This is a genomic window from Sporosarcina thermotolerans (assembly GCF_030067815.1).
Classification (GTDB): Bacteria; Bacillota; Bacilli; order Bacillales_A; family Planococcaceae; genus Sporosarcina; species Sporosarcina thermotolerans.
This window is the reverse complement of the sequence record NZ_CP125968.1, coordinates 1,258,214-1,285,202: the sequence shown is the minus strand read 5'-3', so window position 1 is coordinate 1,285,202 and position 26,989 is coordinate 1,258,214. Positions and strand designations below refer to the sequence as shown.

29 protein-coding genes, 6 pseudogenes and 1 riboswitch are annotated in these 26,989 nt (G+C 40.9%); of the genes and pseudogenes, 7 read left to right on the top strand and 28 right to left on the bottom strand.

All coding sequences use genetic code 11. The features are described from left to right. Nucleotide 1: 1 nt before the first annotated feature. A complete protein-coding gene (locus tag QNH10_RS07220; RefSeq protein ID WP_283734067.1) occupies nt 2-1,807 on the bottom strand; it encodes a M3 family oligoendopeptidase in 1,806 nt (601 codons plus the stop codon). 116 nt (nt 1,808-1,923) lie between these two features. On the opposite strand from QNH10_RS07220, the pseudogene QNH10_RS21350 reads away from it, so the two are divergent. Further along, nucleotides 1,924-2,717 (top strand): annotated as a pseudogene (locus tag QNH10_RS21350) (tryptophan-rich sensory protein). A 24-nt stretch (nt 2,718-2,741) separates the two neighbouring features. On the opposite strand, the pseudogene thiT reads toward QNH10_RS21350, so the two are convergent. Next, nucleotides 2,742-3,367, bottom strand: a pseudogene (gene thiT, locus QNH10_RS07205) (energy-coupled thiamine transporter ThiT). A 144-nt stretch (nt 3,368-3,511) separates the two neighbouring features. Continuing rightward, nucleotides 3,512-3,613: riboswitch (TPP riboswitch) on the bottom strand. An 89-nt stretch (nt 3,614-3,702) separates the two neighbouring features. On the opposite strand from thiT, the gene QNH10_RS07200 reads away from it, so the two are divergent. Further along, complete coding sequence (locus tag QNH10_RS07200) at nt 3,703-4,044, top strand: magnetosome magnetite crystal formation protein family (RefSeq protein ID WP_283734064.1); 342 nt, start codon at nt 3,703-3,705, stop codon at nt 4,042-4,044. Nucleotides 4,045-4,127: 83 nt separating this feature from the next. Beyond that, the gene (map, locus tag QNH10_RS07195; RefSeq protein WP_283734063.1) at nt 4,128-4,874 is read left to right on the top strand and encodes a type I methionyl aminopeptidase; all 747 of its coding nucleotides are present in this window, start codon (nt 4,128-4,130) and stop codon (nt 4,872-4,874) included. A 54-nt stretch (nt 4,875-4,928) separates the two neighbouring features. Here the strand turns inward: map and QNH10_RS07190 are convergent, their stop codons facing one another. The 7 genes and pseudogenes from QNH10_RS07190 to QNH10_RS07160 form a co-directional block, all read right to left on the bottom strand. After that, nucleotides 4,929-6,095: a DEAD/DEAH box helicase gene (locus QNH10_RS07190; RefSeq protein WP_283734062.1), complete on the bottom strand. Its 1,167-nt coding sequence runs from the start codon at nt 6,093-6,095 to the stop codon at nt 4,929-4,931. Nucleotides 6,096-6,220: 125 nt separating this feature from the next. Then, nucleotides 6,221-7,615 (bottom strand): amidase family protein, encoded by a 1,395-nt coding sequence (locus QNH10_RS07185; RefSeq protein ID WP_347178017.1) that lies wholly within the window; start codon nt 7,613-7,615, stop codon nt 6,221-6,223. Between the two features lie 18 nt (nt 7,616-7,633). Further along, entirely contained in the window at nt 7,634-7,768 is a 135-nt protein-coding gene (gene fbpA / locus QNH10_RS07180; RefSeq protein ID WP_283734061.1) for a Fur-regulated basic protein FbpA, read from the bottom strand. 309 nt (nt 7,769-8,077) lie between these two features. After that, a complete protein-coding gene (locus QNH10_RS07175; protein WP_283734060.1) occupies nt 8,078-8,833 on the bottom strand; it encodes a carboxylate--amine ligase in 756 nt (251 codons plus the stop codon). Nucleotides 8,834-9,072: 239 nt separating this feature from the next. Then, complete coding sequence (locus QNH10_RS07170) at nt 9,073-9,288, bottom strand: hypothetical protein (protein WP_283734059.1); 216 nt, start codon at nt 9,286-9,288, stop codon at nt 9,073-9,075. A gap of 82 nt (nt 9,289-9,370) precedes the next feature. Then, a pseudogene (locus tag QNH10_RS07165) lies at nt 9,371-10,070 on the bottom strand (RluA family pseudouridine synthase). Nucleotides 10,071-10,249: 179 nt separating this feature from the next. Next, nucleotides 10,250-11,083 carry a glycerophosphodiester phosphodiesterase gene (locus tag QNH10_RS07160; protein ID WP_283734058.1) on the bottom strand — a complete coding sequence of 278 codons (834 nt, stop codon included), beginning with the start codon at nt 11,081-11,083 and terminating at the stop codon, nt 10,250-10,252. A gap of 202 nt (nt 11,084-11,285) precedes the next feature. Here QNH10_RS07160 and QNH10_RS07155 point away from each other — a divergent pair, with 202 nt between their 5' ends. Then, entirely contained in the window at nt 11,286-12,032 is a 747-nt protein-coding gene (locus QNH10_RS07155) for an arylamine N-acetyltransferase family protein (protein ID WP_283734057.1), read from the top strand. 41 nt (nt 12,033-12,073) lie between these two features. On the opposite strand, the gene QNH10_RS07150 is transcribed toward QNH10_RS07155, so the two are convergent. The 5 genes from QNH10_RS07150 to QNH10_RS07125 form a co-directional block, all read right to left on the bottom strand. Beyond that, nucleotides 12,074-12,274 (bottom strand): STAS domain-containing protein, encoded by a 201-nt coding sequence (locus tag QNH10_RS07150; RefSeq protein ID WP_347178044.1) that lies wholly within the window; start codon nt 12,272-12,274, stop codon nt 12,074-12,076. A gap of 32 nt (nt 12,275-12,306) precedes the next feature. Further along, nucleotides 12,307-12,507 carry a hypothetical protein gene (locus tag QNH10_RS07145; protein ID WP_283734055.1) on the bottom strand — a complete coding sequence of 67 codons (201 nt, stop codon included), beginning with the start codon at nt 12,505-12,507 and terminating at the stop codon, nt 12,307-12,309. After that, entirely contained in the window at nt 12,507-12,923 is a 417-nt protein-coding gene (locus QNH10_RS07140; RefSeq protein ID WP_283734054.1) for a hypothetical protein, read from the bottom strand. The genes QNH10_RS07145 and QNH10_RS07140 overlap by 1 nt, the downstream gene beginning before the upstream one ends. Nucleotides 12,924-13,048: 125 nt before the next feature. Next, on the bottom strand, nt 13,049-13,210 hold the full coding sequence (locus tag QNH10_RS07135; protein WP_283734585.1) for a 3D domain-containing protein: 162 nt from the start codon (nt 13,208-13,210) through the stop codon (nt 13,049-13,051). A gap of 349 nt (nt 13,211-13,559) precedes the next feature. Next, on the bottom strand, nt 13,560-13,847 hold the full coding sequence (locus tag QNH10_RS07125) for a hypothetical protein (protein ID WP_283734052.1): 288 nt from the start codon (nt 13,845-13,847) through the stop codon (nt 13,560-13,562). 205 nt (nt 13,848-14,052) lie between these two features. Here QNH10_RS07125 and QNH10_RS21080 point away from each other — a divergent pair, with 205 nt between their 5' ends. Together QNH10_RS21080 and QNH10_RS07120 are read left to right on the top strand one after the other, a co-directional pair. Beyond that, nucleotides 14,053-14,160, top strand: coding sequence for a hypothetical protein (locus QNH10_RS21080; RefSeq protein WP_381427636.1), 108 nt, complete (start codon nt 14,053-14,055; stop codon nt 14,158-14,160). A gap of 81 nt (nt 14,161-14,241) precedes the next feature. Next, nucleotides 14,242-14,445: a hypothetical protein gene (locus QNH10_RS07120; RefSeq protein WP_283734051.1), complete on the top strand. Its 204-nt coding sequence runs from the start codon at nt 14,242-14,244 to the stop codon at nt 14,443-14,445. Between the two features lie 250 nt (nt 14,446-14,695). Here QNH10_RS07120 and QNH10_RS07115 read toward each other — a convergent pair whose 3' ends face one another. The 11 genes and pseudogenes from QNH10_RS07115 to QNH10_RS07065 all read right to left on the bottom strand — a co-directional run bounded on the left by QNH10_RS07115 (nt 14,696) and on the right by QNH10_RS07065 (nt 23,334). Continuing rightward, on the bottom strand, nt 14,696-15,298 hold the full coding sequence (locus QNH10_RS07115; RefSeq protein ID WP_283734050.1) for a response regulator transcription factor: 603 nt from the start codon (nt 15,296-15,298) through the stop codon (nt 14,696-14,698). Beyond that, a complete protein-coding gene (locus tag QNH10_RS07110) occupies nt 15,295-16,413 on the bottom strand; it encodes a sensor histidine kinase (protein WP_283734049.1) in 1,119 nt (372 codons plus the stop codon). The genes QNH10_RS07115 and QNH10_RS07110 overlap by 4 nt, the downstream gene beginning before the upstream one ends. A 2-nt stretch (nt 16,414-16,415) precedes the next feature. Then, nucleotides 16,416-17,154: pseudogene (locus tag QNH10_RS21075) on the bottom strand (ABC transporter permease). Continuing rightward, nucleotides 17,155-18,053: pseudogene (locus QNH10_RS07100) on the bottom strand (ABC transporter ATP-binding protein). It abuts the pseudogene before it with no gap. A gap of 191 nt (nt 18,054-18,244) precedes the next feature. Further along, the gene (gene rsgA, locus QNH10_RS07095; RefSeq protein ID WP_283734584.1) at nt 18,245-19,324 is read right to left on the bottom strand and encodes a ribosome small subunit-dependent GTPase A; all 1,080 of its coding nucleotides are present in this window, start codon (nt 19,322-19,324) and stop codon (nt 18,245-18,247) included. A gap of 219 nt (nt 19,325-19,543) precedes the next feature. Continuing rightward, entirely contained in the window at nt 19,544-20,143 is a 600-nt protein-coding gene (locus tag QNH10_RS07090) for a VanZ family protein (protein WP_283734048.1), read from the bottom strand. A 226-nt stretch (nt 20,144-20,369) separates the two neighbouring features. After that, nucleotides 20,370-21,014: an SH3 domain-containing protein gene (locus QNH10_RS07085; RefSeq protein WP_283734047.1), complete on the bottom strand. Its 645-nt coding sequence runs from the start codon at nt 21,012-21,014 to the stop codon at nt 20,370-20,372. Next, nucleotides 21,005-21,442: a metallophosphoesterase family protein gene (locus tag QNH10_RS07080; RefSeq protein ID WP_283734046.1), complete on the bottom strand. Its 438-nt coding sequence runs from the start codon at nt 21,440-21,442 to the stop codon at nt 21,005-21,007. The genes QNH10_RS07085 and QNH10_RS07080 overlap by 10 nt, the downstream gene beginning before the upstream one ends. Nucleotides 21,443-21,754: 312 nt before the next feature. Beyond that, nucleotides 21,755-22,273 carry an NUDIX hydrolase gene (locus tag QNH10_RS07075; protein ID WP_347178015.1) on the bottom strand — a complete coding sequence of 173 codons (519 nt, stop codon included), beginning with the start codon at nt 22,271-22,273 and terminating at the stop codon, nt 21,755-21,757. 72 nt (nt 22,274-22,345) lie between these two features. After that, nucleotides 22,346-22,951: a hypothetical protein gene (locus QNH10_RS07070; protein WP_283734045.1), complete on the bottom strand. Its 606-nt coding sequence runs from the start codon at nt 22,949-22,951 to the stop codon at nt 22,346-22,348. Between the two features lie 5 nt (nt 22,952-22,956). Further along, the gene (locus QNH10_RS07065) at nt 22,957-23,334 is read right to left on the bottom strand and encodes an SEC-C metal-binding domain-containing protein (RefSeq protein ID WP_283734044.1); all 378 of its coding nucleotides are present in this window, start codon (nt 23,332-23,334) and stop codon (nt 22,957-22,959) included. Between the two features lie 251 nt (nt 23,335-23,585). On the opposite strand from QNH10_RS07065, the gene QNH10_RS07060 reads away from it, so the two are divergent. Next, nucleotides 23,586-23,966: a helix-turn-helix domain-containing protein gene (locus tag QNH10_RS07060; protein WP_283734043.1), complete on the top strand. Its 381-nt coding sequence runs from the start codon at nt 23,586-23,588 to the stop codon at nt 23,964-23,966. A 41-nt stretch (nt 23,967-24,007) separates the two neighbouring features. Here QNH10_RS07060 and QNH10_RS20545 read toward each other — a convergent pair whose 3' ends face one another. The 3 genes and pseudogenes from QNH10_RS20545 to QNH10_RS07050 form a co-directional block, all read right to left on the bottom strand. Continuing rightward, nucleotides 24,008-24,448 (bottom strand): hypothetical protein, encoded by a 441-nt coding sequence (locus tag QNH10_RS20545; RefSeq protein WP_347178014.1) that lies wholly within the window; start codon nt 24,446-24,448, stop codon nt 24,008-24,010. 83 nt (nt 24,449-24,531) lie between these two features. Next, entirely contained in the window at nt 24,532-25,806 is a 1,275-nt protein-coding gene (locus tag QNH10_RS07055) for a sulfatase family protein (RefSeq protein WP_347178013.1), read from the bottom strand. Between the two features lie 140 nt (nt 25,807-25,946). Then, nucleotides 25,947-26,861, bottom strand: a pseudogene (locus tag QNH10_RS07050) (polysaccharide deacetylase family protein). Between the last annotated feature and the right edge of the window lie 128 nt (nt 26,862-26,989).

The window sequence follows — 26,989 nt, the reverse complement described above, 5'->3', positions numbered from 1 at the left end:
TTCACCTTTCTTCGGAAGCTATTTTCAAAAACTCTTCGACATCTTTTACGCAAAGAGCTACACCTTTAGCCCAGAATTCCTCCTTAGTGATGTCTTCACCAAGATGCTTCATAGCCAAATCCTCAACGGACATGATAGCAGTATCACGTAATAATGCCATATACTTCTGTTCAAACGATTCTCCTTCTGTTAGCGCCTTCGCATAGATGCTTAAGGAGAATAGGTAGCCAAATGTATACGGGAAGTTATAGAAAGGCGTACCTGTAATGTAGAAATGTAGCTTGGACGCCCAGAAATGCGGATGAGTTGAATCAAGTGCACCAGCATAAGCTTCATGTTGTGCTTCTTCCATTAATTCATTGAGGCGTGAAGCTGGTACTACACCATTTTTACGCTCTTCATAGAAACGAGTTTCAAATAGGAAACGCGCATGGATATTCATGAAGAATGCCACACTTCGTTGGATTTTATCCTCAAGTAATGCAAGTTTTTCTTCTTCTGTTTCAGCGGCTTTTACAGAGGCATCTGCAACAATCATTTCAGCGAATGTTGAAGCCGTTTCCGCTACTCCCATTGCATATTGACGATTCATATAAGGCACTGGGCGTAATGCGTATGAATGGAAAGCGTGTCCAAGTTCATGAGCAAGTGTAGCAACATTCGACATAGAACCGCTATATGTCATGAAGATACGGGATTGTTCAGAAACCGGCATTCCTGTACAGAAGCCCCCTGGACGTTTATCCGCACGATCTTCTGCTTCGATCCAGCTATCTTCGAATGCTTTACGAGAAAACGCCTCGAGTTCAGGACCAAATTTACCGAAATGCTCAAGTATAAATTCTGCCCCTTCCTGATAGGACATTTCCTTCGTTGAAGATGTAACAGGTGCGCTCATGTCGTACCAATTAATCTTTTCACTACCAAGCATATTCGCTTTGTACTTCAAAAAGTCAGCGAATGGAGCTTTATTGGCGCCGATAGCTCCCCACATTGCATCCAATGTTTCTTGGCTCATTCTGTTACGCATTAGCGGCTCGGCTAAAACATTATCCCATCCTCGTTTTTCATAGACCGCCAAACGGAAGCCAGCCAAATGATTTAATGTCGAAGCAAAGAAATCTTCTTTCGATTCCCAAGCCTCTTCAAGTTTCTCAAATACTTCCTTACGAACTGCCGCATCCGGATGGGAGCCTAAGTTATTCGCTTGCCCTACGGAAAGTTTCTTCTCTTCTCCGTTAACAGTCATTTCAATCTTAATGTCTCCGACTAATTGATTGTAAAGTTGTCCCCATCCATTGTATCCATCAACGCTTAACGCCGTTATCAGACTTTCTTCTTTCTCAGATAACTTCAATTTTACTTGTTCGCGCCACTCGTTTAAAACAAATGCAAATGGAGATAACTGTTCTGATTCCAATAATTCATTCCACACATTGTCTTCTGCTTTTGTAATCGTTTGTTGGAATTTCAAAATTACTGTTGAATATCGTGCACCCATTGAGCCCATTTCTGATTGAAGAACAAGCGCTTTTTTGTCTTTTATGTCAGCTGCAGTGAAACAGCCAATAACAGCTCCAGCTTCCCTTAAGTTTTTACCCGTATTCGTGATTTCCTCAAGAACGTTTAAAACTTGAACCGCTTCGTCTTTGGATACCGGTGTCTGTGTTGTATTTGCAAGCTCTTCCAATGTACCAATTTGTACTTTTACAGCGTCAAGATGTTGACGAAGTTCCTCTGAAGCACTTCCCCCTTTGAAAAAAACGTCTAAATCCCATACCTGTGAATATTCTTCTTTTGTCTTCATTGATTGATTCCCCTAATCGTCTAAAAAATTTGTAATTAGTGCTTTTTTAATTATAACATGAATCTTCGGGATTCGAAATATTAGATTTGTGACGGAAATTTCATACTTTCTTTCGCATGATCCACAAAACCTATGTATACTGTTCAAAGGGAGGATTTATTATGTCTAAAACCATTATGATGACGCTATCTTTAATCGCAGTCATTATTGTGAATGTAATAGCAAGATTTTTTTCATTGAATGGGTTTACAACAAGCGAAATCGCGAATAGATTACCTGTTCTCTTTATCCCTGCTGATTATGTGCTGCTTATTTTGGGCGTAGTAGTTGTCCTGCTTTTTTACTGGATTTTCAATTTCAATAAAGCGGGGCGAAAGTTAAGTTATAGGTATCAAAACCGTGTCGCTTCACTTTTTATACTATGTAGCATTTTGCACATCACTTGGATTTTTTTATGGCACTACGGTTTGTTCAACTGGGCGGTCATTGTAAAGCTTGCACTTCTATTTTTATTGCTCGCTTTTTACTTTTCCTATCCGAAAAGGGACAACCGATTACTAGGGAGATTCCGTTCAGTCTGTTAGTTGGATGGGGCTTCATATCTACCATAATGAATGTCAGTTATACACTTATTATTAACGATTGGTCTGGGATGGGGCTGAGCGATCCACTTTGGACCGTCATCTACTTAACCATTTCTACTGCGTTCGCACTACATTTTATGTACCATCACCGAGATTATGTAATGAATCTTGTTTTTGTTTGGGCATTCATTGGAATTGCTATTAAAAACGGAACCGAGGAGTTGTTCATATCAGCGGCTGCTATTTTCTTATGTGCAACAATCATTACATGCATCTTCTTGTTCTCAGGAAGAAACACGGAAATCAAAAATAGAGTAGGCGCATGATTTTTCAAGCGCCTACTCCTTTTTTTATGCCGCCCTTTGAATAAGTCGTGGAGCGGTTGTGAATAAGGGAACTGCTACAACTGCACAAAGTATAATTGAAGGTATCATATACGAGGCGTTGTACACGAGTGAATACAACCATACTGGTTGATCCCCGCGAATTCGGCAAAGAAAATAACTCCACCGATAAAATGGGCAAGGAATCGTAGTACGCCCCCAATGACGGTACCTATTATTATGGCAGAAACCATTGATTGTTTATTCCCCGTTTTTCTACTGCTAAGCAACCAGCCTAAAGTAACTGCAGCAAGCCCTACCAGCGAATAAGCAACAAAATAATCGAGTGCCGCTTGGTAGATATTCAACACATATGCCCCACTAATTACCTGTAACAGTCCAGTAATTAACCCTGTTAACATTCCGCCAAGTATTCCCCATCTGAATGCGATGACGATGATTGGCAGCATAGATAATGTGATTGATCCACCTTGAGGCATTTTGAAAAGTCCTAGTAAATCCAAGACGAATGATAATGCTCCAAAAATAGCAACCTCTAATAAAAACTGAAGACGTTTACGATCCAATTTGAAATTCCTCCTCTTTTTTGTCGGAGGGATACGGAAGAAGAAAAGACATCGAACTGCTTCCACATGATGACCATCAGTAAAAGTTAGGCAAAATATATGAGCCAACAGTTTAATAAGGGCCAATCAAGGTTACGTTTAAAGCAGAGTCACTTTTTCTTTACAACAAAAAACGACATCCCGGATAGAACCGAGACATCGTTAATACATGTCAGTTTCCATCCACATCCCTACGCAAGTATGAACTTACAGGTTCGAAGGGTCCGGACAGATGTCCAATCTCAGCCAATGAAGGCACCCCTTGTGGTCGTGTAATTCAATTGTCGTATACATTGTATATGTTAAGGTACATAATAGCAAGATGATTCTATAAGCTTTTGAAAACTATGGGAGGTTTGCCAATGTCCAACAATAAAATCCTACCGGCATTATGTTATTTCAGCATATTTTTTTCGCCTCTTCTACTTCCAGCCATTGTCTATTTCATCACAGATGATCACGAAGTAAAAGGACATGCCAAACGCTCGCTAATTTCACATTTGGCACCGGTTGTACTGCTGATTGCAGGGTTTATCCTTTTTTCGTTCTCAATCATATCATATGAATCCAGAATACATACGATGATGACGGGACAGTTTGACTTTTGGGGGTTGGCTCCTTTCCTGTTCATGCTTTTGTATGGTCTACTCTTTTTATTTGTCGTCATTTGGAATGTCTTCCAAGGTGTAAAAGTCCTAAAATGATTTAAGCATACGGGCCATCAGGTTAGAATAGTTATGATATAATCGGATGAAAAAGTATGTTTCGAAGAAGGGACCTGTAAAGAATGATTGTTAAAAACAATGAAGAAATTGAAGCGTTGAAAAAAATTGGACGGATTGTCGCGGAAGTACGCGAGACAATGAAGGAAGCGGCTGTTCCTGGAATTACAACTAAAGAACTTGATGAACTTGGCGGACGTCTTTTTGCTGAACGCGGGGCTGTTTCGGCTCCTATCGATCAGTATGACTTTCCTGGATACACATGCATTAGTGTGAATCATGAAGTTGCCCATGGGATTCCGGGATCGCGTGTCCTTCAAGATGGCGATTTAGTCAATATTGACGTTTCAGGGTCATTTGGCGGTTATTTCGCGGATACGGGCATTTCATTTGTTGTAGGTACACCCGATGAAAAGAAACAGTTGCTTTGTGATGTTGCGAAACGTGCATTTGACCGTGCGATGACGAAGGTGAAAGCGGGTTCCAGTCTGAATCAGATCGGAAAAGCTGTTGAAAGAGAAGCGAAGGATAATGGGCTTAAGGTGATTAAGAATTTGACTGGGCATGGTATTGGCACTTCTTTGCATGAAGATCCGCAGCATGTTTTAAATTATTATGATGCGTGGGATAAGACGTTGATGAAGGAAGGGATGGTATTGGCGGTTGAGCCATTCATTTCCGAGAAGGCCGAGCATATTATTGAGCTTGGTGACGGATGGACGTTTGTTACGCCGGATAAGTCCCTTGTTGCACAAATTGAGCATACGATTATTGTTACGAAGGATGAGCCAATTATTTTGACTCAGCTATAAGCTATACAAAAAAGGGCATGCCAATTCACTTTGATGGAGTTGGCATTGCCCTTTTTATTGTTTTTTGTTTGGTTTTTTAGTTACTGGTTTTTGACCGCTGACTGTTTTTGAATTTCCTTCAGCAAGGTTTCCTTTGTACCATACCTTTTGAACGGGTTTGAAGTCCTTTGCAAGCTTTCGATACGAACGTTCTTCGGGGTAAGAGAGTAGCGTAAGGACTTCCCCGTCCTCACCAGCGCGTCCGGTACGTCCTGAGCGGTGTAAATACTGCTCGATTGTATGAGGGACGTCGACGTGGATGACATGGGTCAATCCTTGGATGTCCAATCCTCTTGCTGCAAGATCTGTCGCGATTAGAATACGAATTTCACCTTTACGAAAACGTTCAAGCGTTTCTTGGCGTTCGAATTTTTTCATAGATGAATATAAAACCGCGATTGGAGCCTCATTGTATTGTAATTTCAGTTCCTTCATCCGAAGCTGATCGACATTGTTCATGAATGCAAGAGCTCTAATATCGGGTAGATGTGATAGGCCGCGTAATAAATCAGTTTTGTCACGGGCTTCCGTTTTAACAAATGAATGTATCACTTTTCCTGACAACGGCATATCTTCAAGGGATACTTTTAGTCGAACCGGGTCATTCATAAGCTTCTTCGCAACGATTTCAATTTCATCTGTAATGGTTGCGGATACAACCGCCACTTGGCGATCTGTATTGGCTGCTTCGATCAGATCTTTAACGATGACTCTGTACTCACGAGAAAGAAGCTGATCCCCTTCGTCCAAGACAATATACCGAATATCACTCATTTTTAATCGTCTCGCTTTAACAAGTTCGACTAATCGACCAGGTGTTCCAACGACGATGGTTGGCTTTTTCTTCAACCGCTCAATCTGTCGTTGCATATTCGCACCGCCAATTAGCTGAGTGACGGATATGCTTGTTCCTTCCACCCAACCACGAATGACATTGACTATTTGCATCGCTAATTCTTGTGAGGGAGCCATGATCAGTGCCTGTGTTTTCATTTTATCGCCATCTACCTGTTGAAGCATCGGCAATACATACGCCAGTGTCTTACCTGTTCCTGTTGGAGATTCCGCTACGATATCCTTGCCATTCAGCAATTCAGGAATCATTTGTGACTGTATCGGCGTCTCATGTTCAAATTTCCACTTGTTCTTAAATACATCGTCCATTTTTTCCAAGAAGGACATTCTCATCCCTGCTTTCCTTATACCTTATCTCATAATGGACTGGATTCCATTTCATTTCAACATTTTTTATACGTTTGGCTTGCTTCTTACCAATGTTTGTTGTTCGAATGCATATGCATACCCTATCAATTCCGGCTCGGCAAATGCCCGTCCGCACATTGTAATACAAAAAGGCTCTCCTTTTTCCGTGAAAGATGCGGGAACTGTGATTGCCGGATAACCAGCCGCTGCACTGAAGCTGCATCCATGGTCTTGCGGAAATAATGAAAATCAATGCGGTGTTCATTGAAAGCTTTATCAAGGGCTACTTCCCCTGCCAAATGACGGTTTTTAATTAAAGCCTCGATATAGGCAGGTTCCTTCAATGTTCCACTTGTTCGGTCCACTTTTTCCAACATCACTTGGCCGTATTTAAGCGTTTCTTCCGAATGCTCTTTATTGAATCGAATGACATCGGACAAGGTTCGCACCGGGTTCGTCATCGGGGTTTTTCCAAGATACGCATTCAACGCGGCCTTGAATTCGTAGAGTAGGACATTATACCCTAAATCATCCTCCATCGCCCCTAAATCGATTGAATCGATAATTTCCGCGCCCAATGCTTCCATTTGAGTTAGGACGGTATCGAACTGCGCCTTTCTTTCTGTCGAAATTTCACGTTCAAAAATAGAACGGGCAATACCGATTCTTTTACCAATAAGCGCCTTAGGATCCAATAACGATAGCCAGTCTATTCCGGCATAACAATCGGATCCTTTCGTAACCGGATCATCAGAATCATGACCTATCATCAGACTGAACGTTATCGTTGCATCTTCTACTGTTCGCGCCATTGGCCCCGGGGTATCCTGGGTGAATGATAGCGGGATTATACCGCTTCTACTGATTGCACCTACTGTCGGCTTTATACCGACAAGTGCGTTCTGTGCGGATGGGTTAATGATGGATCCACTTGTCTCCGTTCCAATGGAAACCGCTGCCATGTTGGCACTGACTGCGGCAGCTGCTCCAGAACTTGAACCTCCAACGTCGAAAGGACCGTACGGATTGTTCACTTGCCCTCCACGGGAACTCCACCCATTCCTCATCCTGTCAGACATGAAGTTCGCCCATTCTGTCATATTCGTCTTCCCAAGGATGACTGCGCCCGCTTCACGTAATTTCTTTACTAAAAACGCATCTTCTTCTGCAAAATAATCTTTCATAGCCAATGAACCACAGCTTGTATGCATTTTATCGGAAGTATCCATATTATCTTTTAGCAGCACCGGTATTCCGTGCAAAAGAGAGCGTACTTTTCCAGAACGCCTCTCCTCATCGAGTGAACGAGCTGTCTGGAGTGCTTGTGGATTAATTTCCAGGATAGCGTTAACCGTTTGATCTACCTCTGAAATTCTTTGTAAATACATGATCACCAGTTCTTCAGAACTTATCTCATTGTCCCCCATCTTCTGTTGCATTTGACGAATAGTCGCTTCCTCTAACCATTCCTTGCGAAATTTCTCCAATTTCCCGTTCAAGCTTATCCCCCCAATGATTCACTCTATCTCTATTCCCATTGTATACTGTTTTAGCAACTCATATAAGGAAAGCTCATATAATTGTTTACCATTAATTTTATAAACGCCTTTGCTTACAAGTTTCTCAATGATTGTGTTTCTTTTTGAATCCATTTGGTGGTTTTGATGTTTTGGTTTCTCATGATGAAAAATTCCTCCTTGAGTTATTCACCTTTCTATTCCACCACCTACAACACTGTAAACTTTACTAAAAAAAACCCAATTGCATGATTGCAATCGGGTTTTAGATATTTTTGGCCAGCTTCGGTCGGCAGCCAAAGCCGTTACGAAGAACGGGTTTTGCGAGTAAAAGCGAAGCGTTAGGAGCACAGTTGGATGCCTTAATTTCTGCAAAGATCCGCAGAAATACGGCAAATCAAACCCTTCGCTGTTTGATTGGCTAAACACCGCCCTCCGCTTTTCTTATTCCCAGCTATTATTTTTATATTTACGGTAGTAATTAATTTGTCTCAATAAAAGATATAGTTTTCTTTTGAAGCTTCTATCCCTTTTATAGAACAATGGATTGGTGTATTTACCCGCCCTTAACAACTTCTTAATCTCTTCCCGGACTTCTTTATTGTCAACGAACTTCTTAAGAACAATTTTCGGAACGACCGTAAAGAGGAATTTTTCATCCAATAATGTTAGAGACTTTTCGACATTATAAATGAGGTCATCGACAAAATTCTTCGCCATATTATGACCGCATGACGTTATATAATAGCTTGAACGTCCTTGACGGATATTCACTTCAAACACTTTGAATTTGCCGTCACGATGATCATATTTCAAGTCAAAATTCGCATATCCCACATAGTTGAGCGCCTCTAAAAAGCCCTTCAGCTTCAACATCATCTCTTCATTGTATCTCGTTATGACTGCTGTGTAATTTCCAATAGCAGTAGGAGTATGCTCTTGAAGTACAACTTGTCCAAATGTGATCAGCTCAGTGTTCCCTTTGCTGTTAATGTAAAAAACGGAGTCCCACATGTATGTATCATCACCTGGGATGAAATCCTGGATGATCAAGTCATCTTGATAGCCGCTCTTTTTAATCGTTTCAATTACTTTTTGAATTTCCCCATACGAGTCGACTTTATAGACTTTTTGCATACCTGTAAACGGGTGTTTATAATACTCTACGCCGTTGCTTGGCTTGATGATAACTGGGAACATGACTTCATCTGTGAAGCGGTCGTCATTTTACAGGAATAAAAATAAGTTGCTGGCGTATCGATTCCATGCTCTTCACATAGTTTATAAAAATTTTTCTTTACAAGTAAGTTATTCATTAACGCTTCATCGATATAATTGAATACAAAGTCTTTGGAGAGGGCATCTCGATTCTCAATAATGAGGCGTACATAAAGGTCATTTGTGCCGATCAGGAGCAATCTTTTCCCGGAGTTTTGTATTTAGATGCGACTTGTTTCAGAATAGCTGCAAATTCTTTCTTTTCCCCAGCTTCGGAAACAGTTCAATCGCTCCGGGATTGTGCTTAAGCTTGTAAAGGATAGTGGTTCTTTTCCAACGAGGATAGGGTGTATTCCATATGCCTCATGAAAGGAGATTGCCATATTGTATGCATTAATATCGGTTCCTACAATAATCGGGATAAACGGATTTGTCATAATTTCCTCCAACTAATTTTCTCATTCTAAGTGTAGGGTTATGGAATTTCTATGTCAATCAACCGGATGACCTGCTTTAACTTTATACGGTGACAGTTCGATCACTTATTCTCTCCCAAATAGTCCACGGATGCACGGAAGGAGGTATCGATTCGAATTTCATTAATTCCTTTGTTGTCGGATGAGGGAATTCGAGGGTATTTGCCCATAAAGCAATTTGCTGGCCAGGTTTATTCACTTGTTGCCCGTATTTTTGGTCTCCGTAAAGAGGGGTACCAACTGCAGCCAATTGAACGCGGATTTGATGGGATCTGCCTGTGTGTAGACGGACATTCAATAGGCTCATACCGTCCATTTCTTCAATTGCTTCATACTGAAGGATGGCTTTTTTTTTCCATCCGGATGTCCAGCTTTAACCGTATGCACTTTATTCTTTTTCGTATCTTTCCATAAATGATGTTCCAATACATCGTAATTCTTCTTCAAACTTCCACGCACAACGGTTAGGTAAGTCCTTTCCATTTCCCTTTTTCGTAATACATCGGATAAGCGAGAAGCAGCTTTGGATGTTTTGGCAAACACCATAACACCCCTACCGGACGATCCAGTCGATGAACCAATCCAAGATAGACATTTCCAGGCTTTTGATAGCGCTTTTTCAAATCCTCTTTCAATAGAGTAAGTAGGTCTGCATCGCCGCTTTCATCGGCTTGAACGGGTAAATTCACGGGTTTTTCGACAACAAGCAAATGATTGTCTTCATATAAAATGTGTATGATCATCTTTCACAGCTCCCTTCAAAGAGACTGTTCGACAAATAATTCTATATGATTTTCCATTTTTCATAGTATATCTCCTCCAGTCCGTCTATCATACTATATATTTTCAGTTAATCCGTTGGAATAAAGTGTTTTATGCAAGCAAAAAACCGGAATGCAGTATTCCGGTTTTGATTACTTACTTATTCTTGTACGAGATAGATCTGTTCGCTGATGCGCCATGAAGGATAATCGGAAATGATTCCGTCGACTCCATACTTATGGGCTTTCGAGACGAGTTTCTTGTCACTTTTCGACCAAACAAGGACCTTGCTTCCTCGCTGTTGGACTTTATTCACCATGCTTTTGTTTACAAAGGAGACATTGAAATTTACGAAAGATGCAAAGGATGTTAAATCATCCAATTTACTATCAGATAAAAATGATTCTGCGGGACGAACTAAGACTGCTACGTTTAGTTCTGGCAGCAAGGATTGCATTTTCCTCATTGATTCGATATCAAATGACTGGACGATGATTGAACTTAAATCATCATATTTACTTAATAACGATACAACACTTTCTTCAATACCCGGATTTTTTTCGGGATTTTTCAATTCTATTAATAAACCGATTTGGTCAAAGAATTCATCCAATAACTCGTTAAGGGTCATGATTGACTCACCTTTGAATTCCTCACTGAACGTAATTCCAGCATCAAACTCCCTTAATTCGGCCAATGTATAATCACTTATGAAACCGCTTCCATTCGTTGTCCGGTCGATTCTTTCGTCGTGCATGATAATGAGCTCTCCATCTTTTGATAGATGAACGTCGCACTCCAAATAGTCCGCTTGAAGTTCGACACTCTTTAAAAAGGCTGATCGGGTATTTTCTGGCGCAAAACCGGAGGCGCCCCTATGAGCAATACTCATCATATTCGGTTGATGTACCCGTTTTGTCTGGCCGTTGTACCCAACTAGAAGTAATAAACAAGCTCCAACAATTGCAATCCAAACAAGATTATGTTTTCTCATATAAATACCCCATATCTCTCATCAGATTTATATAATCCGAATTATCTCTCTATTAGAATAACATATTTCATGAGACTTGAATACCCCTTTTTTCCATTTATCTTATATGTAAAATGTCCCAGTTCTATGCGACTTTTTATTTCATTCACAATAATTTCCTAACATGATAGGATAGGAATAAATAAGCAAGGAGGTCAGGGGAATGAATATTGACAAGTACCTAATGCGTTTTAACGCAAGTCATTTGACGGATCCTTCTCTAAAGAACTTGAAGGAACTGCAGTTTTTGCATATGACTAACATTCCATTTGAAAATTTAGATGTCATCCGAAAAGTTCCTATTTATCTAAACTTGATTACAATCTATGAGAAAATCGTCACACGAATACGTGGGGGCTATTGCTACGAGTTAAACGGACTTTTTCATTGGCTATTGGTCGAACTCGGATATGATGCATCCTTGGTCGCAGCAACCGTCTTCAGACCGAATGGGAAATGGGCAAAGCCCGAGACACATGCGGCTATACTCGTTCATTTGGATGAAACGTATCTTGTAGATGTCGGTTTTGGAGATTCTACAATCCTTCCAATCCCGTTAAATGGTGATTTATGTACTGATGCAGGCGGAAGTTACGATGTTAAGAAATTCGATAATCTAATGTATGTACTTAACCGGACAAGAAATGGGGAATCCCGCATGATTTATAAGTTCAGAGCAACACAGAAGCGCCTTGAAGATTTCCATGAGGGCTGTGTTTTCAATCAAGTTTCTGCGGATTCAACATTCACTCATGTGGATATTATTACGAGGGCGACTGAAACTGGTCGGATTTCATTATATGATGATGAACTATCCATTTATGAAAAAGGAAATAAGAAAAATAGAGTAATCACACATACTGAAAAACCTTCTGTTATGAAAGATCTATTTGGTATCGAGATAAAGTAAAGAAGCATCCGGTCGTAATGCCGGATGCTTTCTTATTTGTTTTATATTGTTGTTTCTTTAAACATAGTCTTTAAGGCTAATTGCAATGAACTCGTTGTATGGATTTTAGAGAAATCCAATCCTAATTGGACTGAAGTTTGTGCGATTTCTGGCCTGATTCCTGTTATCGTCGATTCAATACCAAGCAAGCCAAGAACCTGGGTAAGTTGATAGATATGATTCGCCACCATTGTATCAAGAATGGATACTCCTGATAAGTCGATGAAAAGGTTGCTTACATCAAGCTCAGTACATTTATAGGGAACGTAGTCCGATATGGACTGAACCCGTGTGTATCGACATCTCCTATAAGGGGCAACACACCAATTGAAGAATTCAGCTTAATAATTGGCGCGTTCAGTTCTTCAATCAGGCTTTGTTGTGCATCTAATCTGTTATTCATCAAGTCATCGTATCTCTTTGAAAACTCTACCATTAGTTCGTCCAATGCCTTATGAATGGTAATGCCCAGCCCATGATGTCCGAACGAAGAACCCTCTCCCCTTCTCTTTCAACAAATTGCTCAATATAGAACCAATATGTCGATCTAAGCTTAGAAAGTGCATCTAAGACTTCAAAAATTGGTGTATTGGTATTTACTCTACTTTCTGTAATAACTAAAGCCCAATTTATTTTATTTTTCTGAAACACGCTGCAATCATTTAACAAACTGCTTGCGACAGTCAGATTGGTCAATGTATTTTGTTCACTTATTAGCTTTTCAGCCCACTCACCCGCGTTTATTGAGTAAATGGATCCTTTCAGGTCTTCTCGATCCAATAGCCATTTCTCAGTTATCAAGTCTGTATTCTCGCATAAGAAATTGTAAAGCTCACGGTTCATATCTATCATAATAATTCCCCCAATTTTATGCCCTTTTAGATAATTGTACCATACAGAGAAACTTGAATCAGTTATGACTTATTGGAATTAAAAAACACGCATTGGGGGACAATTGACTCCCAATGCATGTCTACTTAATTCAAAACTATAATCTTTACTTTTTTTACTCCCCACTCCATAGCGCTGTCATAGGAAGGGATGAAGACATCAATTCTATGTCCTTTTATAGCTCCTCCAGTATCTCCCGCAATCGCCTCACCATAACCTTCAACCCATACTTTTGTTCCAAGTGGAATGAGTTTCGGATCTACTGCAATTACTTTCTGATCTGGATTGGACCGTAAGTCAATTCCAAATGCAGTCGTTCCTGAACAACCTGCGCAATACGCTGTGTATGCAGTAGCAGTAACAATAAATTCGTCCCCAACACTTGCGGGCGGTGTTGAAATTGAGGCTTGGAATGCTGGTTCCTTTGGTTCTTTTGATTCCGGGACTGTTTCAGGTGTGATCGATGCGACTTGGACAATCCCTACATCTTCAACAGATTTCCCCCACCAACCACCAAGACTTCCCCCGGATGGATTAGATCACCGGTTATGTCATTCCAACTCATTAGCTCAAGAAGAGAGACATTATGATTCATCGCTATCCGAAATAGATTGTCCCCTCCACTACCGTATACGTTTGGGGTACATCATCCAAAATCTCAAGCGGTGGATAAATATGTGGTATTTCCCCCGCCAATAACTCCATAAATGGAACGTCATTTTGGATAGTCTCTATATCTTCAACAGATTCTTGCGTTTCAAAATTGACACTAACTATGTCCCCTTTAAATTCTGCCTGTTCTGTTGAGCTGACTGGGGCTGCTTCAGCTAAAACACTATAAGAAAATGTCAGAACAACAGTTAAAAAAATCATTTTCATTTTCATTGGAAAGTAGTTCTCCTCTCTTACAATTTCCCCCATCCTGCCCCAAAACTTTTAAAATCAAACATATTCTTTAAAAAAGAAAGTATAAAAAATGCTAAACAAGAAATTGATTGGCATTCTGCAACAGTTATAGAGGTGAATGTTTTGTTTATCTTTCTGTAAGAGAGGGCAAATTAATAAATAAAAGGAGCGTAATAAAATGAAAATAGGAAGATTTATTAAAACAGCTATTAAATGGGCTCCAGTCGTTTATCCGATTGTACGGAAATTACTTTCCAAAGGAAAAACGACTGCGGCGTCGCGTAGACGATAGACGTGTTGGGAAGCCTTTTGTGGATAAATGGGGCTGATATTGCCATCCTATTGGTGAGTACACAATGGGGAGGCAGTGAAGATGTCAGAGTTGAAAAGCAACATGTCCAAAAAAGATCGAAAGGATATCGACTTTCGCTATTTGGCGCATCCCGAGGGAATTCCTTCTGAAGGAGTGAGTTTATTTGATATGCACGAGGACATGCAAACAGTAGATACCATTAACTTGGATGATCAGAAGGAAGATTTACGTAAAGAGCGGATTCATAAAAATCCGCGGGGATAAAAAAACAGACTGCGACCATCGAGTTCCGATGATCCGCAGTCTGTTTTATTTATGTTTTTCACAAACGCTCGTTTATCTCTGAATCCGCTCGTTCTTTTGTAGAAGCGCTCGTTTATTCCAATATCCGCTCGTTCTTTCGCGGAAGCGCTGTTTATTCCAATATCCGCTCGTTCTTTCGTAGAAGCGCTCGTTTATTCCGATATCCGCTCGTTCTTTCGTAGAAGTGCTCGTTTATTTCTTTAACCGCTCGTTAAATCCATCCTTTTTCTCGGCAGATGGAGATTGCCTCTACTTTATTTTTCGCTTCAACTTTTTGCAGGATTTCGGACATGTAGTTGCGAACAGTGCCCGGTGATAAAAAAAGCTCTGCGCCAATCTCCTTCGCTGTCATTCCGTCAGCAGATAGTTTTAACACATCTTGCTCCCTATCTGTTAACGGATTCTCCTCATGATAGGAATTCATGATTAATTCAGCTGCAAATTCCCTTTTCCCTTGCATCACATTCCGGATTGCAACCGCCAAATCATCGATAGAACCATCCTTCAACATATATCCATGTACCTTCGCTTTAATCGCCCGCTCGAAATAGCCCGGCCTTGCAAATGTCGTCAAGATGATCACTTTGCATGAAGAGCCACATGCTTGTAATTCATCTGCAACTTCAAGCCCGCTTTTCAACGGCATTTCAATATCCAAAATGCATATATCCGGACCCAAATCACGAACAAGTTGCAATGCCTGCACACCATTTTCCGCTTGGCCTACTACCCTCATATCTTCCTCAAAATCAAGAAGCGTGCCCAATGCCCCTCGAAGAATACGCTGATCTTCAGCAATTACAATCCGGATCATAAAGCAACCGCCCTTTCCTTCGTCTTCACTACAATTGGTATGGAAATTTCGATCATCGTTCCACCCAAATACGACACATTCAGTTCTCCTTCAATTAATGAAAGTCGCTCGGCCATCCCCTTTAATCCATTGCCCCACGGACGGTCTGCGATTCCAATACCATTATCTTGAACTTCTATAGTGAGCCCAATTGAATCCTGTTGGACAGTCACCAAACATTTTGATGCTTTACTATGTTTTACAATATTGGTTGAAGCCTCGCGCAAACAAAGCCCCGCAATATTTTGTTGAAGCGGGGAAAGCTCCGTGATGACTTCAGGTATACTGCAATGAAATTCGATGTTTGCAGCCATCAAAATTTGTTCTATATGAACAAGTTCCTCCTCGATTGTGCTGACTCGCATATCTGCCACCAGCTCACGAACTTGTTGAAGTGCGGACCTCGATGTCTGCTCAATCCCTTTCGCTTCAGTCCTAACTTTATCGGGATGCTCGGCAATACGTTGAATTACTTGGCTTTGCAAAGTGATTAGTGACAATGTATGCCCCAATGTATCATGCAAATCCCGGGCAATCCGAACCCTTTCCTCTTGTTTAATAAGCGTCTTGATTTGTTCATTCGCTTCATACAATTGGCTTTTCAATTCCATTCGTTCATTCATATGTCTGACGCCGTATGGGGAAAGAATGATTACAACTATAAAAGGCAAGAGAGCAACAAAGCCAGAAAATCCATTGTGAAACCAAATCCAACCGGCGCATAGTAAAACGATACTCGCAAATAGCTTCAAGACTATATCGAATCTCTTTTTATCCTCAATCCAGCCGATGAAGTGAGACGTATAAAAACCTAAAAATATGCTGTATGGATCATAGAAGACAACGAAGATGACAGTGACTGCCACCTGAATGAATAGCCACGTGTAAAATTTCTTTATATGGATCGGTTGATAGCACTGCCGGTACGAAATAAAAAAAAGCAGTAACAGGACATAGCCGATTACCGCTTTCACTCCTACTTCTTTGTTCACTTGGTAAAGCGGCATCACCAGATAGACTAAAAATATATAAGGAATAAATCCAAACTTTTTTGGAAACACCCTAAAGTTCTTCATATTTACACCGCTTCCTGTTTCCTTCTGATATATATTGATACTACCATAAATAAAAGAAGATAGAATGCCAGTATTGCAATACTTTTAAATTCCGGGAATTGTCCTCGAATGATTCCCCAGGCGCCATTCCCATAATGGTATGCTGGTAGCCATGACCCGATTAGTTGAATCGTCTTCGGCATGATTTCCATTGGCATCCACAAACCGCCTGTAATCGCCAACGCTAAATAGACAATGTTACTCACGCCGGAAGCAGTATCCACCCGTTTCATCGTGCCAACAAGAACGCCCAACGCAAGGAACGGGAAGGATGCAATCATTATCCAAATGGCGCATAATATCCATTCCGCGAAAGTCATCCTGATACCATTCAGAATAATACCGGCTAAAAAAATGACACCTATCGAAAAAACATGAACCGCAGACTGACCAATCATCTTGGAGATAAAAATAACTTGAACTTGGTAGAGGCGTCACCTTAATCCACGTTGTCCACCCTTCATTCCTTTCCTGAACCATCCGAATGCCAAGTGTCATAATCGCACTCCCCATTACACTAAATACCGCAATGGACATAAGGAAATGTTTATTCCACAGCTCCTGATCATCTACCCCTGTGTTAACGACTTTCGTGAAGATGAAATAGAATATGATTGGCATAAGCAGTGACCAAAAGACGAAATAAGGGTTCCGGAAAATCCGGATCATTTCAACTTTGCATTCATTCAAAAGCATCTTCATTCACGATACCCCCTGTTCGACTGTCAATTGTTCGAAAGCGTCTTCCAGTCTTCCTTTATCAATCGAGATATCCGATATTTGTAATCCCTCAGTGAACAGGGATGCTATCACACGATCGGTGTCTTCTGTCTGAATGACGATTCTTCCCTTCTCCTCTGAGATTACGGATATATGGTCCATTGTGAGAAACTGTTCCTTCGGGAATTCTTTCTGCACTTTGAATGAAACCGTCTTTTTCAGCAATCGCTGTTTGATCGTTGAAGGGCTGCCATCCGCTACCAATTTCCCTTTGTTGAATAAAAGAATTCGAGTCGCTGCATCATCCGCCTCTTGTAAATAATGAGTGGAAAATATCACGGTTTTTCCCGCTTCAGAAAGCTGTCGGACAGTTGCCCAAAACTCCCTCCGTGCGGTGCTATCCATGCCTACTGTCGGTTCATCGAAAAATACGAGATCCGGATTTCCTACCATTGCGAGGGCAAAACTGACGCGACGCTTTTGTCCGCCGGATAACTTTTCAGTTCTTTTCTTTAACTCATTTTCCCCGAGTCCGGTCAAGCGGATCATCTCTTCCAATGATAGCGGGCTTGGGTAATAGCTCCTGAATAAGGCAAGGACCTCTTTCACTTTCAACGCATCCATGAGACTAACTTGCTGAAGCATGACTCCTATTCGTTCCCGCACTTTTTGAACTTGTGGCTGCTGATTGAAGAGCGAAACTTTTCCTGAAGTCGGGTTCAGCAGGCCAAGCATCATAAGGATCGTTGTACTCTTCCCGCACCATTAGGCCCAAGGATTGCTACGACTTCACCTTTTTTGATGGAGAAAGAGACATCCTCAACTGCTTTCTTCCCTTTGAATTCTTTTGTCAGATTTATAATGTCGATAACCGTTTCCATACGCTCACACTCCCTTACTACAATCATATGGAATTGTGAACATTACTTTCAGTATGCTCTGTCATAGAATGAGATGACAATTGTCATGAATAGTTGAGCGGTGGTAGCCTGCTTTGGACGCGCAAAGTAATTTTTCTATCATAAAAAAAGTAGCAAAGGAAGTTTCTCCTCTGCTACTGCACTACTTCATCTTACTTCTTCTTCGAAGGATGCTTTCGCATGCTCTTCGTTACCTTTTTCCATTTATCTCGTTCAGCTGCCTGCGCTTGACGGTTCATTTTGCGATCAAGAAAGGCAATCTCTTTTTGCAGTTTCACATAGTTAGCATAACGCTCCGCGGACAAAACACCTGTATCAAGTGCTTCCTGTATTGCACAACCTGGTTCCCCTATGTGACGGCAATCATTGAATTTGCAAGTCTCGGAAAGAGCCTCAATATCTTTAAATCCGGAGTCTAAACTTTCGCTTTCATTCCATAATTGGAACTCCCTCATCCCAGGCGTGTCGATCAGAACGCCACCCGTCGGTATCTTCAGTAGTTCCCTATGTGTCGTCGTGTGACGGCCTTTTGCATCATCTTCCCGAATGCCTTGTACCGCCATCGTTCCGTCTCCGCAAATCGCATTGACAAGCGATGATTTTCCGACCCCGGAAGAACCTAATAACGCCGCGGTCTTACCACCCTTTAATAAGTCAGTGAGCGGCTCGATCCCTTCACCAGTAGTATTGCTCACAGAATAAATATCCGCACCAGGTGCGATAATTTCTGCCTGTTCGATATAATACTGTGGGGCTTCACTTAGATCCTTCTTCGTCAGCACAACAACTGGTGTTGCGCCCGAATCGTATGCCGCGACAAGGTAACGTTCAAGTCTTCTTGCGTTAAAATCGTGATTCATCGACATGACAAGGAAAACGATATCGACATTCACCGCAATGATTTGCTCGGAAATTGTTGACCCTGCCGACTTCCTTGAAAAAAGTGATGTTCTTGGAAGGATTGCGTGAATGATGCCCCTATCTTCTCCGGGCATTCTCTCTACTAACACCCAGTCCCCTACCGCTGGGAAATCCCGTCTTTCAAACGCTGCATGTTGAAATGCTCCTGAACAGACGGAAAGCCATTCGCCTTCCTCAGTCATTACCCGATACATCCTTTTATGTTCAAGCGTGACACGGCCTGCCACGTAGCTGTCTGCTTTCAATTCATCTATTAGTGCATTGAAGTTCATTTCATGTGTTTCATTCCAGCCGTACTCTTTCAAATTAATCAAATGGTATTCCTCCTATTATGTTCGTGAATATAAAAAAGCATGGTTCCGGATCGGACACCATGCTTTCACGCGCATAACAGAATAGACATGCCTATTTGGCAAGTCTCGCGGGTGATGGAATGGGTCCGATCATTTGTACAATAGCCATATTGATTTTCGCCATAAAACATCACCTACTTTCTGAAAGTTGTTTTTATCATAACAAAGTGACTATTTTTAGTCAACAGTTTTTTCACGTACTGAAAGGATTTTCCATACAAGATAGACGCCATACCCAATAATTACACCGATTGTGTTCAAGATGATATCGTCAATATCTGTGCTACGACCGATGAAATATTGAGTGCCTTCGATGAAGCAAGTGACGCCAAATCCTATGAACAGGATTGATTTAAATGAATCCATCCTACTCCACAACAAAGGAATGAAAAATCCAATTGGTGAAAACACGAACATGTTGCCAAGAAGATTCACAAGCGAAACGCTGCTCCAGCCGCTCACATGTTCATTAACTTGAAAATAATTCAAAATCGTTCGCAACGGGATGAGATTGACACTCGATAGACGATTAATGCTATAAACATCAAAATAGAACTTTCCCGTACTCCCGTCCACGCTCAAACTCCACTTCGGAATAATAGTCTGGGAAGCAAGACCGACTAAGTAGAGGATGAATAAAGCAAGCAGCAATTCATGCAACTTGTTTACGGGAAGCTTCTTTCTTTTGATGATGATCGTTCGTATAAGTACGTAAATTGGCAGTGCAACAACCATATACGAGAGCATCTCTATGACATACATGCTAATTAACCACATAGCTTCTCCTTTTGACTTCGAATTCTTCTTATTAAACATGACGTAATCAAGCTTGGAGTTGTTCCATTTGATTTTTTTCACCTGTGGAAAATTATCGGTCACTTACCGAGGCTTATCGGTCACTATCAGGAAGTTATCGGTCACTTTTCAAGTTTTATCGTCGTTTCAGGACCTTTGACTCACACAAAAAAACTCCGACTGGCAAATGCCATCGAAGCTTTTAAAATTACAACAAACAATCCTTCGGAATCCAACCGACTTCTCCACTGCACAACTTTACTAATGCATATCCTTCGTGACAGTCATCAACTACGGAGACGGTCTCTCCTTTTTCAACAGATAAGAAGGTTGTGCTCAAATCATTTTTGCACATATTCTCTTGAATATACTCATTTTTAATCCACTGTTGAATTCCAAGATTCTTATTTTCACAAAGGGTGAAGTACTCACCTTTCTCTAAAACACGTATTTCATAGTTCGGATAGGTGACTGTTCCAACACGATTTGTTTCATCCACATGACTACGTGTAATAATATTCTCTTTCAATTCATCAACATATGTATAAGCAATATCGTCCCCGTTAATTATGAGCGCATTTAACTGCCCGTCTCTTTTAATTTGATTGCCGCCGTCTAAGGCAATTATCTTTTTCTCCAAATTGATGATTGGTGAGTTGGAGCTTGCAGTAGTAGCGCGGTAGTTGACGACGGGCCAATGTCCTACGATTACGGTTTTATCCGCTTGATGTTCTTTCTCATAAAACGATTGGGTATATAAAGCAAACTCATGACTCGTCCCTTTCCAATCGGGAATATCCTCAATCCCCGCATGGATGATAATAAAGTCTTCAGTTTCATAGGCTATTGGCAATTGGTCCAGCCACTCCAGTTTATCTTGAAAATGCTTTCGATAATGCTCCCCAAGTTCTTGAAGTGTCGCAAAATCCTCCAGCGCTTTCCATGCCGTTCAAGCATTTCATTCAAAACGGAATGTTTTCGCTTCGTCATATAGTTTTTAATGCCTTCAACATTATTAAAAACATAATTATGGACGACATCGCAATTCCCTTTCGTGATAAACACCCGATCCGATTCTTCGCAAAGTTTTCGTGCAAACGCCACCGTCGATAGACTATCTGGCCCTTTTTCACATAGATCGCCATTGATGAATAAATAATCATCTGTCGTGTAGTTCACTTTCTTAAGCAATTGTTGAAACAGTAGAAGGTTTGCGTGAACATCGGACGTAATGATAACCCGTCTGTCCTTCTCCAATTTCAATTCCCTTATTTCGATCATAATACGATTTCCCCTTTTCTGAACGTTTATCAGAATTTCTATAAGAATGACTATACCATATGGAAATGAACGGCAAAAGGGTCCCACACAAACGGGACCCCTCGTAAAAAAGAAATGAAATCTTGCAAACTCGCTCTTTCGTCCATATTGTAGATAAACTTTCTTGCAAATAAGCATAAATTTGGATATTCACGCATAAACTCGGAAACTTGCGTATAATTCCGTGAAACTGCGCATAAATGTAATAAATTGCTCATAAATCGCCGCAAAGACGCATAAGGGAATTTATTCACGCATAAATGTCAACTTCACTTACACTTTCCTGCTCAATTTCACGTCGAATTCCGGATGTGTCACATATTCTTGGTATTCCACTTTGCCGTCGAACTTTAAATACTCCTCGATGCGAGCCCGAATCGCTGGCTGCTTAATATACTCGATCACTTCTTCCTTAGGAACCCACCTGCAATCCGTCGTTTCATCAGATGTGGATAATTCCCCGCCAATTGGCTTGCATGCAAAGTCGAACATCACTTTCGTAGGTACATCCGTCACTCCGTCATACCATTTGTAAATCGCAGAATTCGTATACACGCCTATCAAATGACTGACTTCCACATCGATGCCGCTTTCCTCTTTCACCTCCCGGATCAAGCCATCCATGAGGTTCTCCCCAACTTCAACCTGCCCACCCGGGAATACCCAGCCTCCATGATGCGTTTTTACGATTAATAAATTCCCTTCCCCATCTTCAACAAGCCCCCACAGGCTACAATATGTGTTGGCATCGCCATGTTCCCATCCCCATTCTTTTAGATAATCCCTATACATTTATAATAGTAGCAATTCTCCACCATTAAAAAAAGCTTCTGATTCGATTATTCGAATCAAAAGCTAAAGATGTTAAGCCTTTACCACGTCACTATAATAAGCGTCCAATTCCTTATAATACTTATTCATGGACGAAGGGGACACTTCGAACCATTCAGCAATCTCTTTCAACGTCATGGACAACGGCTCGAAAAATGAATGTTCCTGTCCGAAACGGATAGCACCTGCCGCAATGGCCACTTCCTTCCTGGCATTTGGTTGTTGCTCCACTAAAAAGTCCTCAATCACGTCAAGTAATTTATTCGGATCCCGATCATGTTTTTCCAAAAACTCCATGGCTGATAATAAAACCCCGGATTCAAAATTTGTAAACTCTCCACCGGCATAGCCAGATTCACCGAGACTCTTCCAGAACTCTAAGGAATTTTCCTTTATAAATATGGAAACCAGTTCCTCTGGTAAATATCGCTTAGCAAATTCATTGATCACGTTCGTATGGTCTGTCGGGAAGAAAATTAGGCTTGAAACAGCTAAGTAGTGATTTTCATTCCCTGTTCCGTCAGGCAAGATGAAGCAGTATAAGTGAACGCCTTCCGGTACAGGTTTCTCTCCTTCACGCCGTAAACGGATCACTTCATCCGTAAAGATCATTTGAACGGTTATGTAAGCTTCATCCACTTCTTTTACTTCCCGATAAATGCGCGGGGTTGCTGCCAAGCGTCAACAACTCGTAATACTGAGGGACGGACTATTTTCTTCTTCTGCTTATCCAAATATCCGAGCCAGATATCGGAACGATAATGGAAAAAGAATTCGTCCAAACAAATCGCTTCTATCATTTCCTCTGGTAAATACTTTTCTAAAGAGCTTTTCCATTCATTAGCTAACTTCAAGTAATCAGGTATATCTTTCCGTTCCGGATATTCTTCATAAAATGATTGCAGTACGCGCTCCAGTTCTTCCTTTTGAACCGTTTCAACTGAGACTGCTTTTTTTGATTGGCAACATTTCTTATATTTTTTACCGCTTCCGCAAGGGCATGGGTCATTTCTTCCTATCATTTGATACACTTCCTTTAAATATTTCAACTCTATAAGTTTAACATTTTTATTGAGTTTTCGACACAGTTTCATTTTACTGCTGTCGGTTATTTAAAAGTTAGTTGATTTCACATATGCAAAAACGTACAGAACTCCATCTCCATTTTCATTGCACATGTACGTTATATAGTACAAATATAAATCTTTGTAATTTATAAAAGGATAATAAATTCCCATAAATTACACTAACCTCATAGTTAGAGGTGATTAGCTTGACAACTTCATCAAACTTCATACGGCTTGTCGGAATCCATTTGCGTATGGTTAGGGAAGTAAAGGGGATTAAGCAAGAATGGCTGGCGGAGAAAGCGGGAATCGCCAGGGCAAGGATATCGGAGATTGAAAATGGGAAAGGCAATGCTACATTGGGTACAGTTGAAAAAATCATGGATGCTTTGGAAATCACACCGGTTGAATTATTTAACTTCCAAAATCTCTCGGATATCGAGGATATTACGGACAAAAAGTTACTAATCGATATCCATCGAACCTTGCTTTTGGAAAGGGATTTGAGTGAAATCCAATATGTGGTCAACACGACGAAAGACTTTTTACGGACTGTTGATAAAAAATCAGATTACGGAAAAAAATGAAAGAGCCTTGCACAATAATTCAAGCGTGCAAGGCTTTTTTTTCAACACTCCCGCTGCCCATTCCCACTTGTCGGGGTAAGTCTCTTCTGCTTGGCTTGTTTTTCAAGAAGTTTTAATAATGTATGTTGGATAAACTTTGTTTCCGGTGATGCGTACTTTGGATTTGCAAGGTTTTTTTCCTCATATGGATCTGTAGTAACATTGTACATTTCATATTGTACTGGCACGGGTTCCGTTTTGGTTGTGGTGATGGAAAGTACAGCCTCGCTAGTATCCGAAATTGGGAAAGTCCCTTTCGTTACCGTAACTTGATCCTCTACATTGGGATCGCTCCAAAATTGAGGATTGTCATAGTAACGGGATAGTTTCCATTTTTCATCGCTATGATTTTTTCCCGTTTTCAATGTAGTGATCACGGTCTCTAAGTGATTTGGTTGAGTAACAGATTCGTAAGGCTTTCCTGTTAATGTTACTTGATTCAACCCTCTTGAAAACTCATCATCTGTCATGAAATAGAGCGGTTCATTCGAACGCGAAAACTTTCTCTTCCCCTCTAAAACCGGTGTTAAATCGCGCCTACTAGTGGATGCACCTCCGTATGATCCCGCTTAAGTCTATCCTGAACATAGTCAATCGGAATATCTGCTAGCCCTAATAATGTAGGAATAATATCAACATGACATGTTAACATATCTGTTTGTTCTCTACCTGAAAAGAGTTTCGGATTATGGATGATCAATGGGACATGTAAAGATTCCTCATATGCATTATGCCATTTCTGAAACAGTCCCCCATGCGAGCCTAACAAATCCCCGTGATCTGATGTAAAGACAACAATCGTATCTTCATAAAAAATGGATTTACGGAGCGCATCGAACACTTTGAACATTTCATCGTCAACTTCTTTTTGGAGTGAAAAATAGAACTGTCTAAGAAAATCTGTATCGAATGTCGGTTGCAAAGCCAATTGGTACGTATCCCGATAACTTTTCTGAGCTGACGGTTTTGTTTGAAGACTTTCATCCGCAGTTGGAGCGGGAGGAATTATTGGTACGGAAGGATCTATTTTAAAGTTGAAGGTCGGTAGGAAACGGGTGAATAATCCAAGTAAAACGATATCATGGGGATTTACGAAAGACGAGACGATAAGCCATGGCTTACTCTCCTCTGTATACCCCTTTTCTAAATCACTTAATAGCGACACGACTTCTTTAGCATAGATTACATCCCGGCCACTTACACCCATCCCTGCGGAGGAGCCGGAATTCCTTGGATCACTTCCATGAGGTTCGGGACCTATCCATCCTGAAAACCCAAATGATTCAAGACGATCTGCTCGCTCATATATCCGTGAATTCTTCGGATTCGGTACACCTGTATTCGTGCCATAGCTTGGCAATGAATCATGTGTACCCGGTATCAAGATGTCTTCTTCAGATATATGCCATTTTCCTTTCCAAAAGGTGCGATAGCCTGCAGTTCGGAAGTAATCACCAAGGGTCGGAACAGTATTTGGGTCAAGCCAAAACATATCAGCATCAAACGACCCCTTTGCAGCACCCGGCGTTTGGGTTACGCCATGTAGGGACGGATACTGTCCTGTAAACAAGGTCGCCCTACTGGGGGCACAAGCTGTACTCCCAATATAATGATTGGAAAAACACATTCCATTATCACGAAGAAGTTCTTGTGTTTTCAAATGCGTTTTCCTCCATTGGCTCAGTTCTTCATTCTCATAGACAAGCGGGAAACGCTCTTCATCAACAATGATGAAAAGGAAATTTGGTTTCTTTTTATGTCGGTTCAAGCCATCGGACTGATTCATAGATTCTTGCGCCAATTTTACACCCTTTCTATCCTATAAATGTTGCTCTTCTATTTTATGTACGACTTAAGGAATGGGTGCATCGCCTATTTGGCATGGGATTCATAAAAAGAAAAAGCCCTACATCGAATGTGGGCTTTGTGTGTAGCATCATTCTATCCTTTTTCACTCATAAGATCATTTACTGTTCCAATACGTAGTCCTTTAGAATTTATTTCCCTAATCATCCTATCCAAGCCTTTGGCTACAGGATCAGTTGGATGCATAAGAATCATCGCGCCGTTTTCCACCTTGGAGACAACTCGATTGACCATTTCAGTAGGCTCAGGTTTTCTCCAATCAACCGTATCAACCGTCCATAGTATCGTTTTCATCTTCAGCTCATGCGCTACATCTACAGTTTGCTGATTGAAGCTCCCACTTGGAGGTCCAAACCATTTCGCTTGAACGTTCAAGGTTTCAAAAATGACATCATTTGTTTTTGTGATTTCTTCCATTGTCTCGGCCTTCGAACGTTTCTGAAGATCCGGATGACTGTACGCATGGTTTCCTATTTCATGGCCTTTTTTAAATCATTATAGCCAGATCTGGATTCGCTTTCGTCCAACTTCCATCAAAGAAAAATGTTGCTTTCACTTCATGTTCATCTAAAATTTTGAGGATGGGTGGGATAAATTCATTGCCCCAAGCTACATTAATGAGTAGTGAAACCATTGGTTTTTCGGGATTCCCTCTGAAGATTGGTTGAGGCTCCAAATCGTCCAAATGAACGGCAGGTGGTATTTCCTCAAAAACGAGCATTGATTCATCATATTCGCCCGCCTTCTTCATCTTTTTATAACTCGCTTCAACATCAACTCGTAGTCCATTGTATCCGGGATAGCCTTCCATACTCTATCAATTTTCGCATCAATTGGTTTTACTTCATGCTGCTCACTTTTTGACTGTATCTCTTTATATAATTCATCCTTCTCCATCTTTGAGTTAAGAAAAGCAGCTTTGTTTGGCGTCGCAAAACTTAACGCCACTATGAAAATGAAGACAAGAAGTAGCCAAGCTTTTTTCGTCATAGCAAGTCCTCCACCTTTGATATGTTGGCCTTAAGATTCCCTTGCATTCGGGAACTATACTTGTCCCCAATGACAGTTAATGGCTTTACCCGTCGCGTGAAAGAGATTATTTAATAGGCCAAGTTATA

What these genes read in the sequence shown, in the direction of transcription:
- QNH10_RS07220 (WP_283734067.1), bottom strand. Translation starts at nt 1,807, where the DNA reads ATGAAGACAAAAGAAGAATATTCACAGGTATGGGATTTAGACGTTTTT.
- QNH10_RS07170 (WP_283734059.1), bottom strand. Translation starts at nt 9,288, where the DNA reads ATGACAAATCCGTTTATCCCGATTATTGTAGGAACCGATATTAATGCA.
- QNH10_RS07160 (WP_283734058.1), bottom strand. Translation starts at nt 11,083, where the DNA reads ATGAGAAAACATAATCTTGTTTGGATTGCAATTGTTGGAGCTTGTTTA.
- QNH10_RS07065 (WP_283734044.1), bottom strand. Translation starts at nt 23,334, where the DNA reads ATGATAGGAAGAAATGACCCATGCCCTTGCGGAAGCGGTAAAAAATAT.
- QNH10_RS07190 (WP_283734062.1), bottom strand. Translation starts at nt 6,095, where the DNA reads ATGTCCTTCTTGGAAAAAATGGACGATGTATTTAAGAACAAGTGGAAA.
- QNH10_RS07155 (WP_283734057.1), top strand. Translation starts at nt 11,286, where the DNA reads ATGAATATTGACAAGTACCTAATGCGTTTTAACGCAAGTCATTTGACG.
- QNH10_RS07090 (WP_283734048.1), bottom strand. Translation starts at nt 20,143, where the DNA reads ATGTGGTTAATTAGCATGTATGTCATAGAGATGCTCTCGTATATGGTT.
- QNH10_RS07125 (WP_283734052.1), bottom strand. Translation starts at nt 13,847, where the DNA reads ATGAAAATGAAAATGATTTTTTTAACTGTTGTTCTGACATTTTCTTAT.
- QNH10_RS07115 (WP_283734050.1), bottom strand. Translation starts at nt 15,298, where the DNA reads ATGATCCGGATTGTAATTGCTGAAGATCAGCGTATTCTTCGAGGGGCA.
- QNH10_RS07080 (WP_283734046.1), bottom strand. Translation starts at nt 21,442, where the DNA reads ATGATCGAAATAAGGGAATTGAAATTGGAGAAGGACAGACGGGTTATC.
- fbpA (WP_283734061.1), bottom strand. Translation starts at nt 7,768, where the DNA reads ATGGATTCAAAAAGAAACACAATCATTGAGAAACTTGTAAGCAAAGGC.
- QNH10_RS07075 (WP_347178015.1), bottom strand. Translation starts at nt 22,273, where the DNA reads ATGTATAGGGATTATCTAAAAGAATGGGGATGGGAACATGGCGATGCC.
- QNH10_RS07140 (WP_283734054.1), bottom strand. Translation starts at nt 12,923, where the DNA reads ATGATAGATATGAACCGTGAGCTTTACAATTTCTTATGCGAGAATACA.
- QNH10_RS07110 (WP_283734049.1), bottom strand. Translation starts at nt 16,413, where the DNA reads ATGAAGAACTTTAGGGTGTTTCCAAAAAAGTTTGGATTTATTCCTTAT.
- QNH10_RS07200 (WP_283734064.1), top strand. Translation starts at nt 3,703, where the DNA reads ATGTCCAACAATAAAATCCTACCGGCATTATGTTATTTCAGCATATTT.
- QNH10_RS07145 (WP_283734055.1), bottom strand. Translation starts at nt 12,507, where the DNA reads ATGGTAGAGTTTTCAAAGAGATACGATGACTTGATGAATAACAGATTA.
- map (WP_283734063.1), top strand. Translation starts at nt 4,128, where the DNA reads ATGATTGTTAAAAACAATGAAGAAATTGAAGCGTTGAAAAAAATTGGA.
- QNH10_RS07120 (WP_283734051.1), top strand. Translation starts at nt 14,242, where the DNA reads ATGTCAGAGTTGAAAAGCAACATGTCCAAAAAAGATCGAAAGGATATC.
- QNH10_RS07175 (WP_283734060.1), bottom strand. Translation starts at nt 8,833, where the DNA reads ATGTTCCCAGTTATCATCAAGCCAAGCAACGGCGTAGAGTATTATAAA.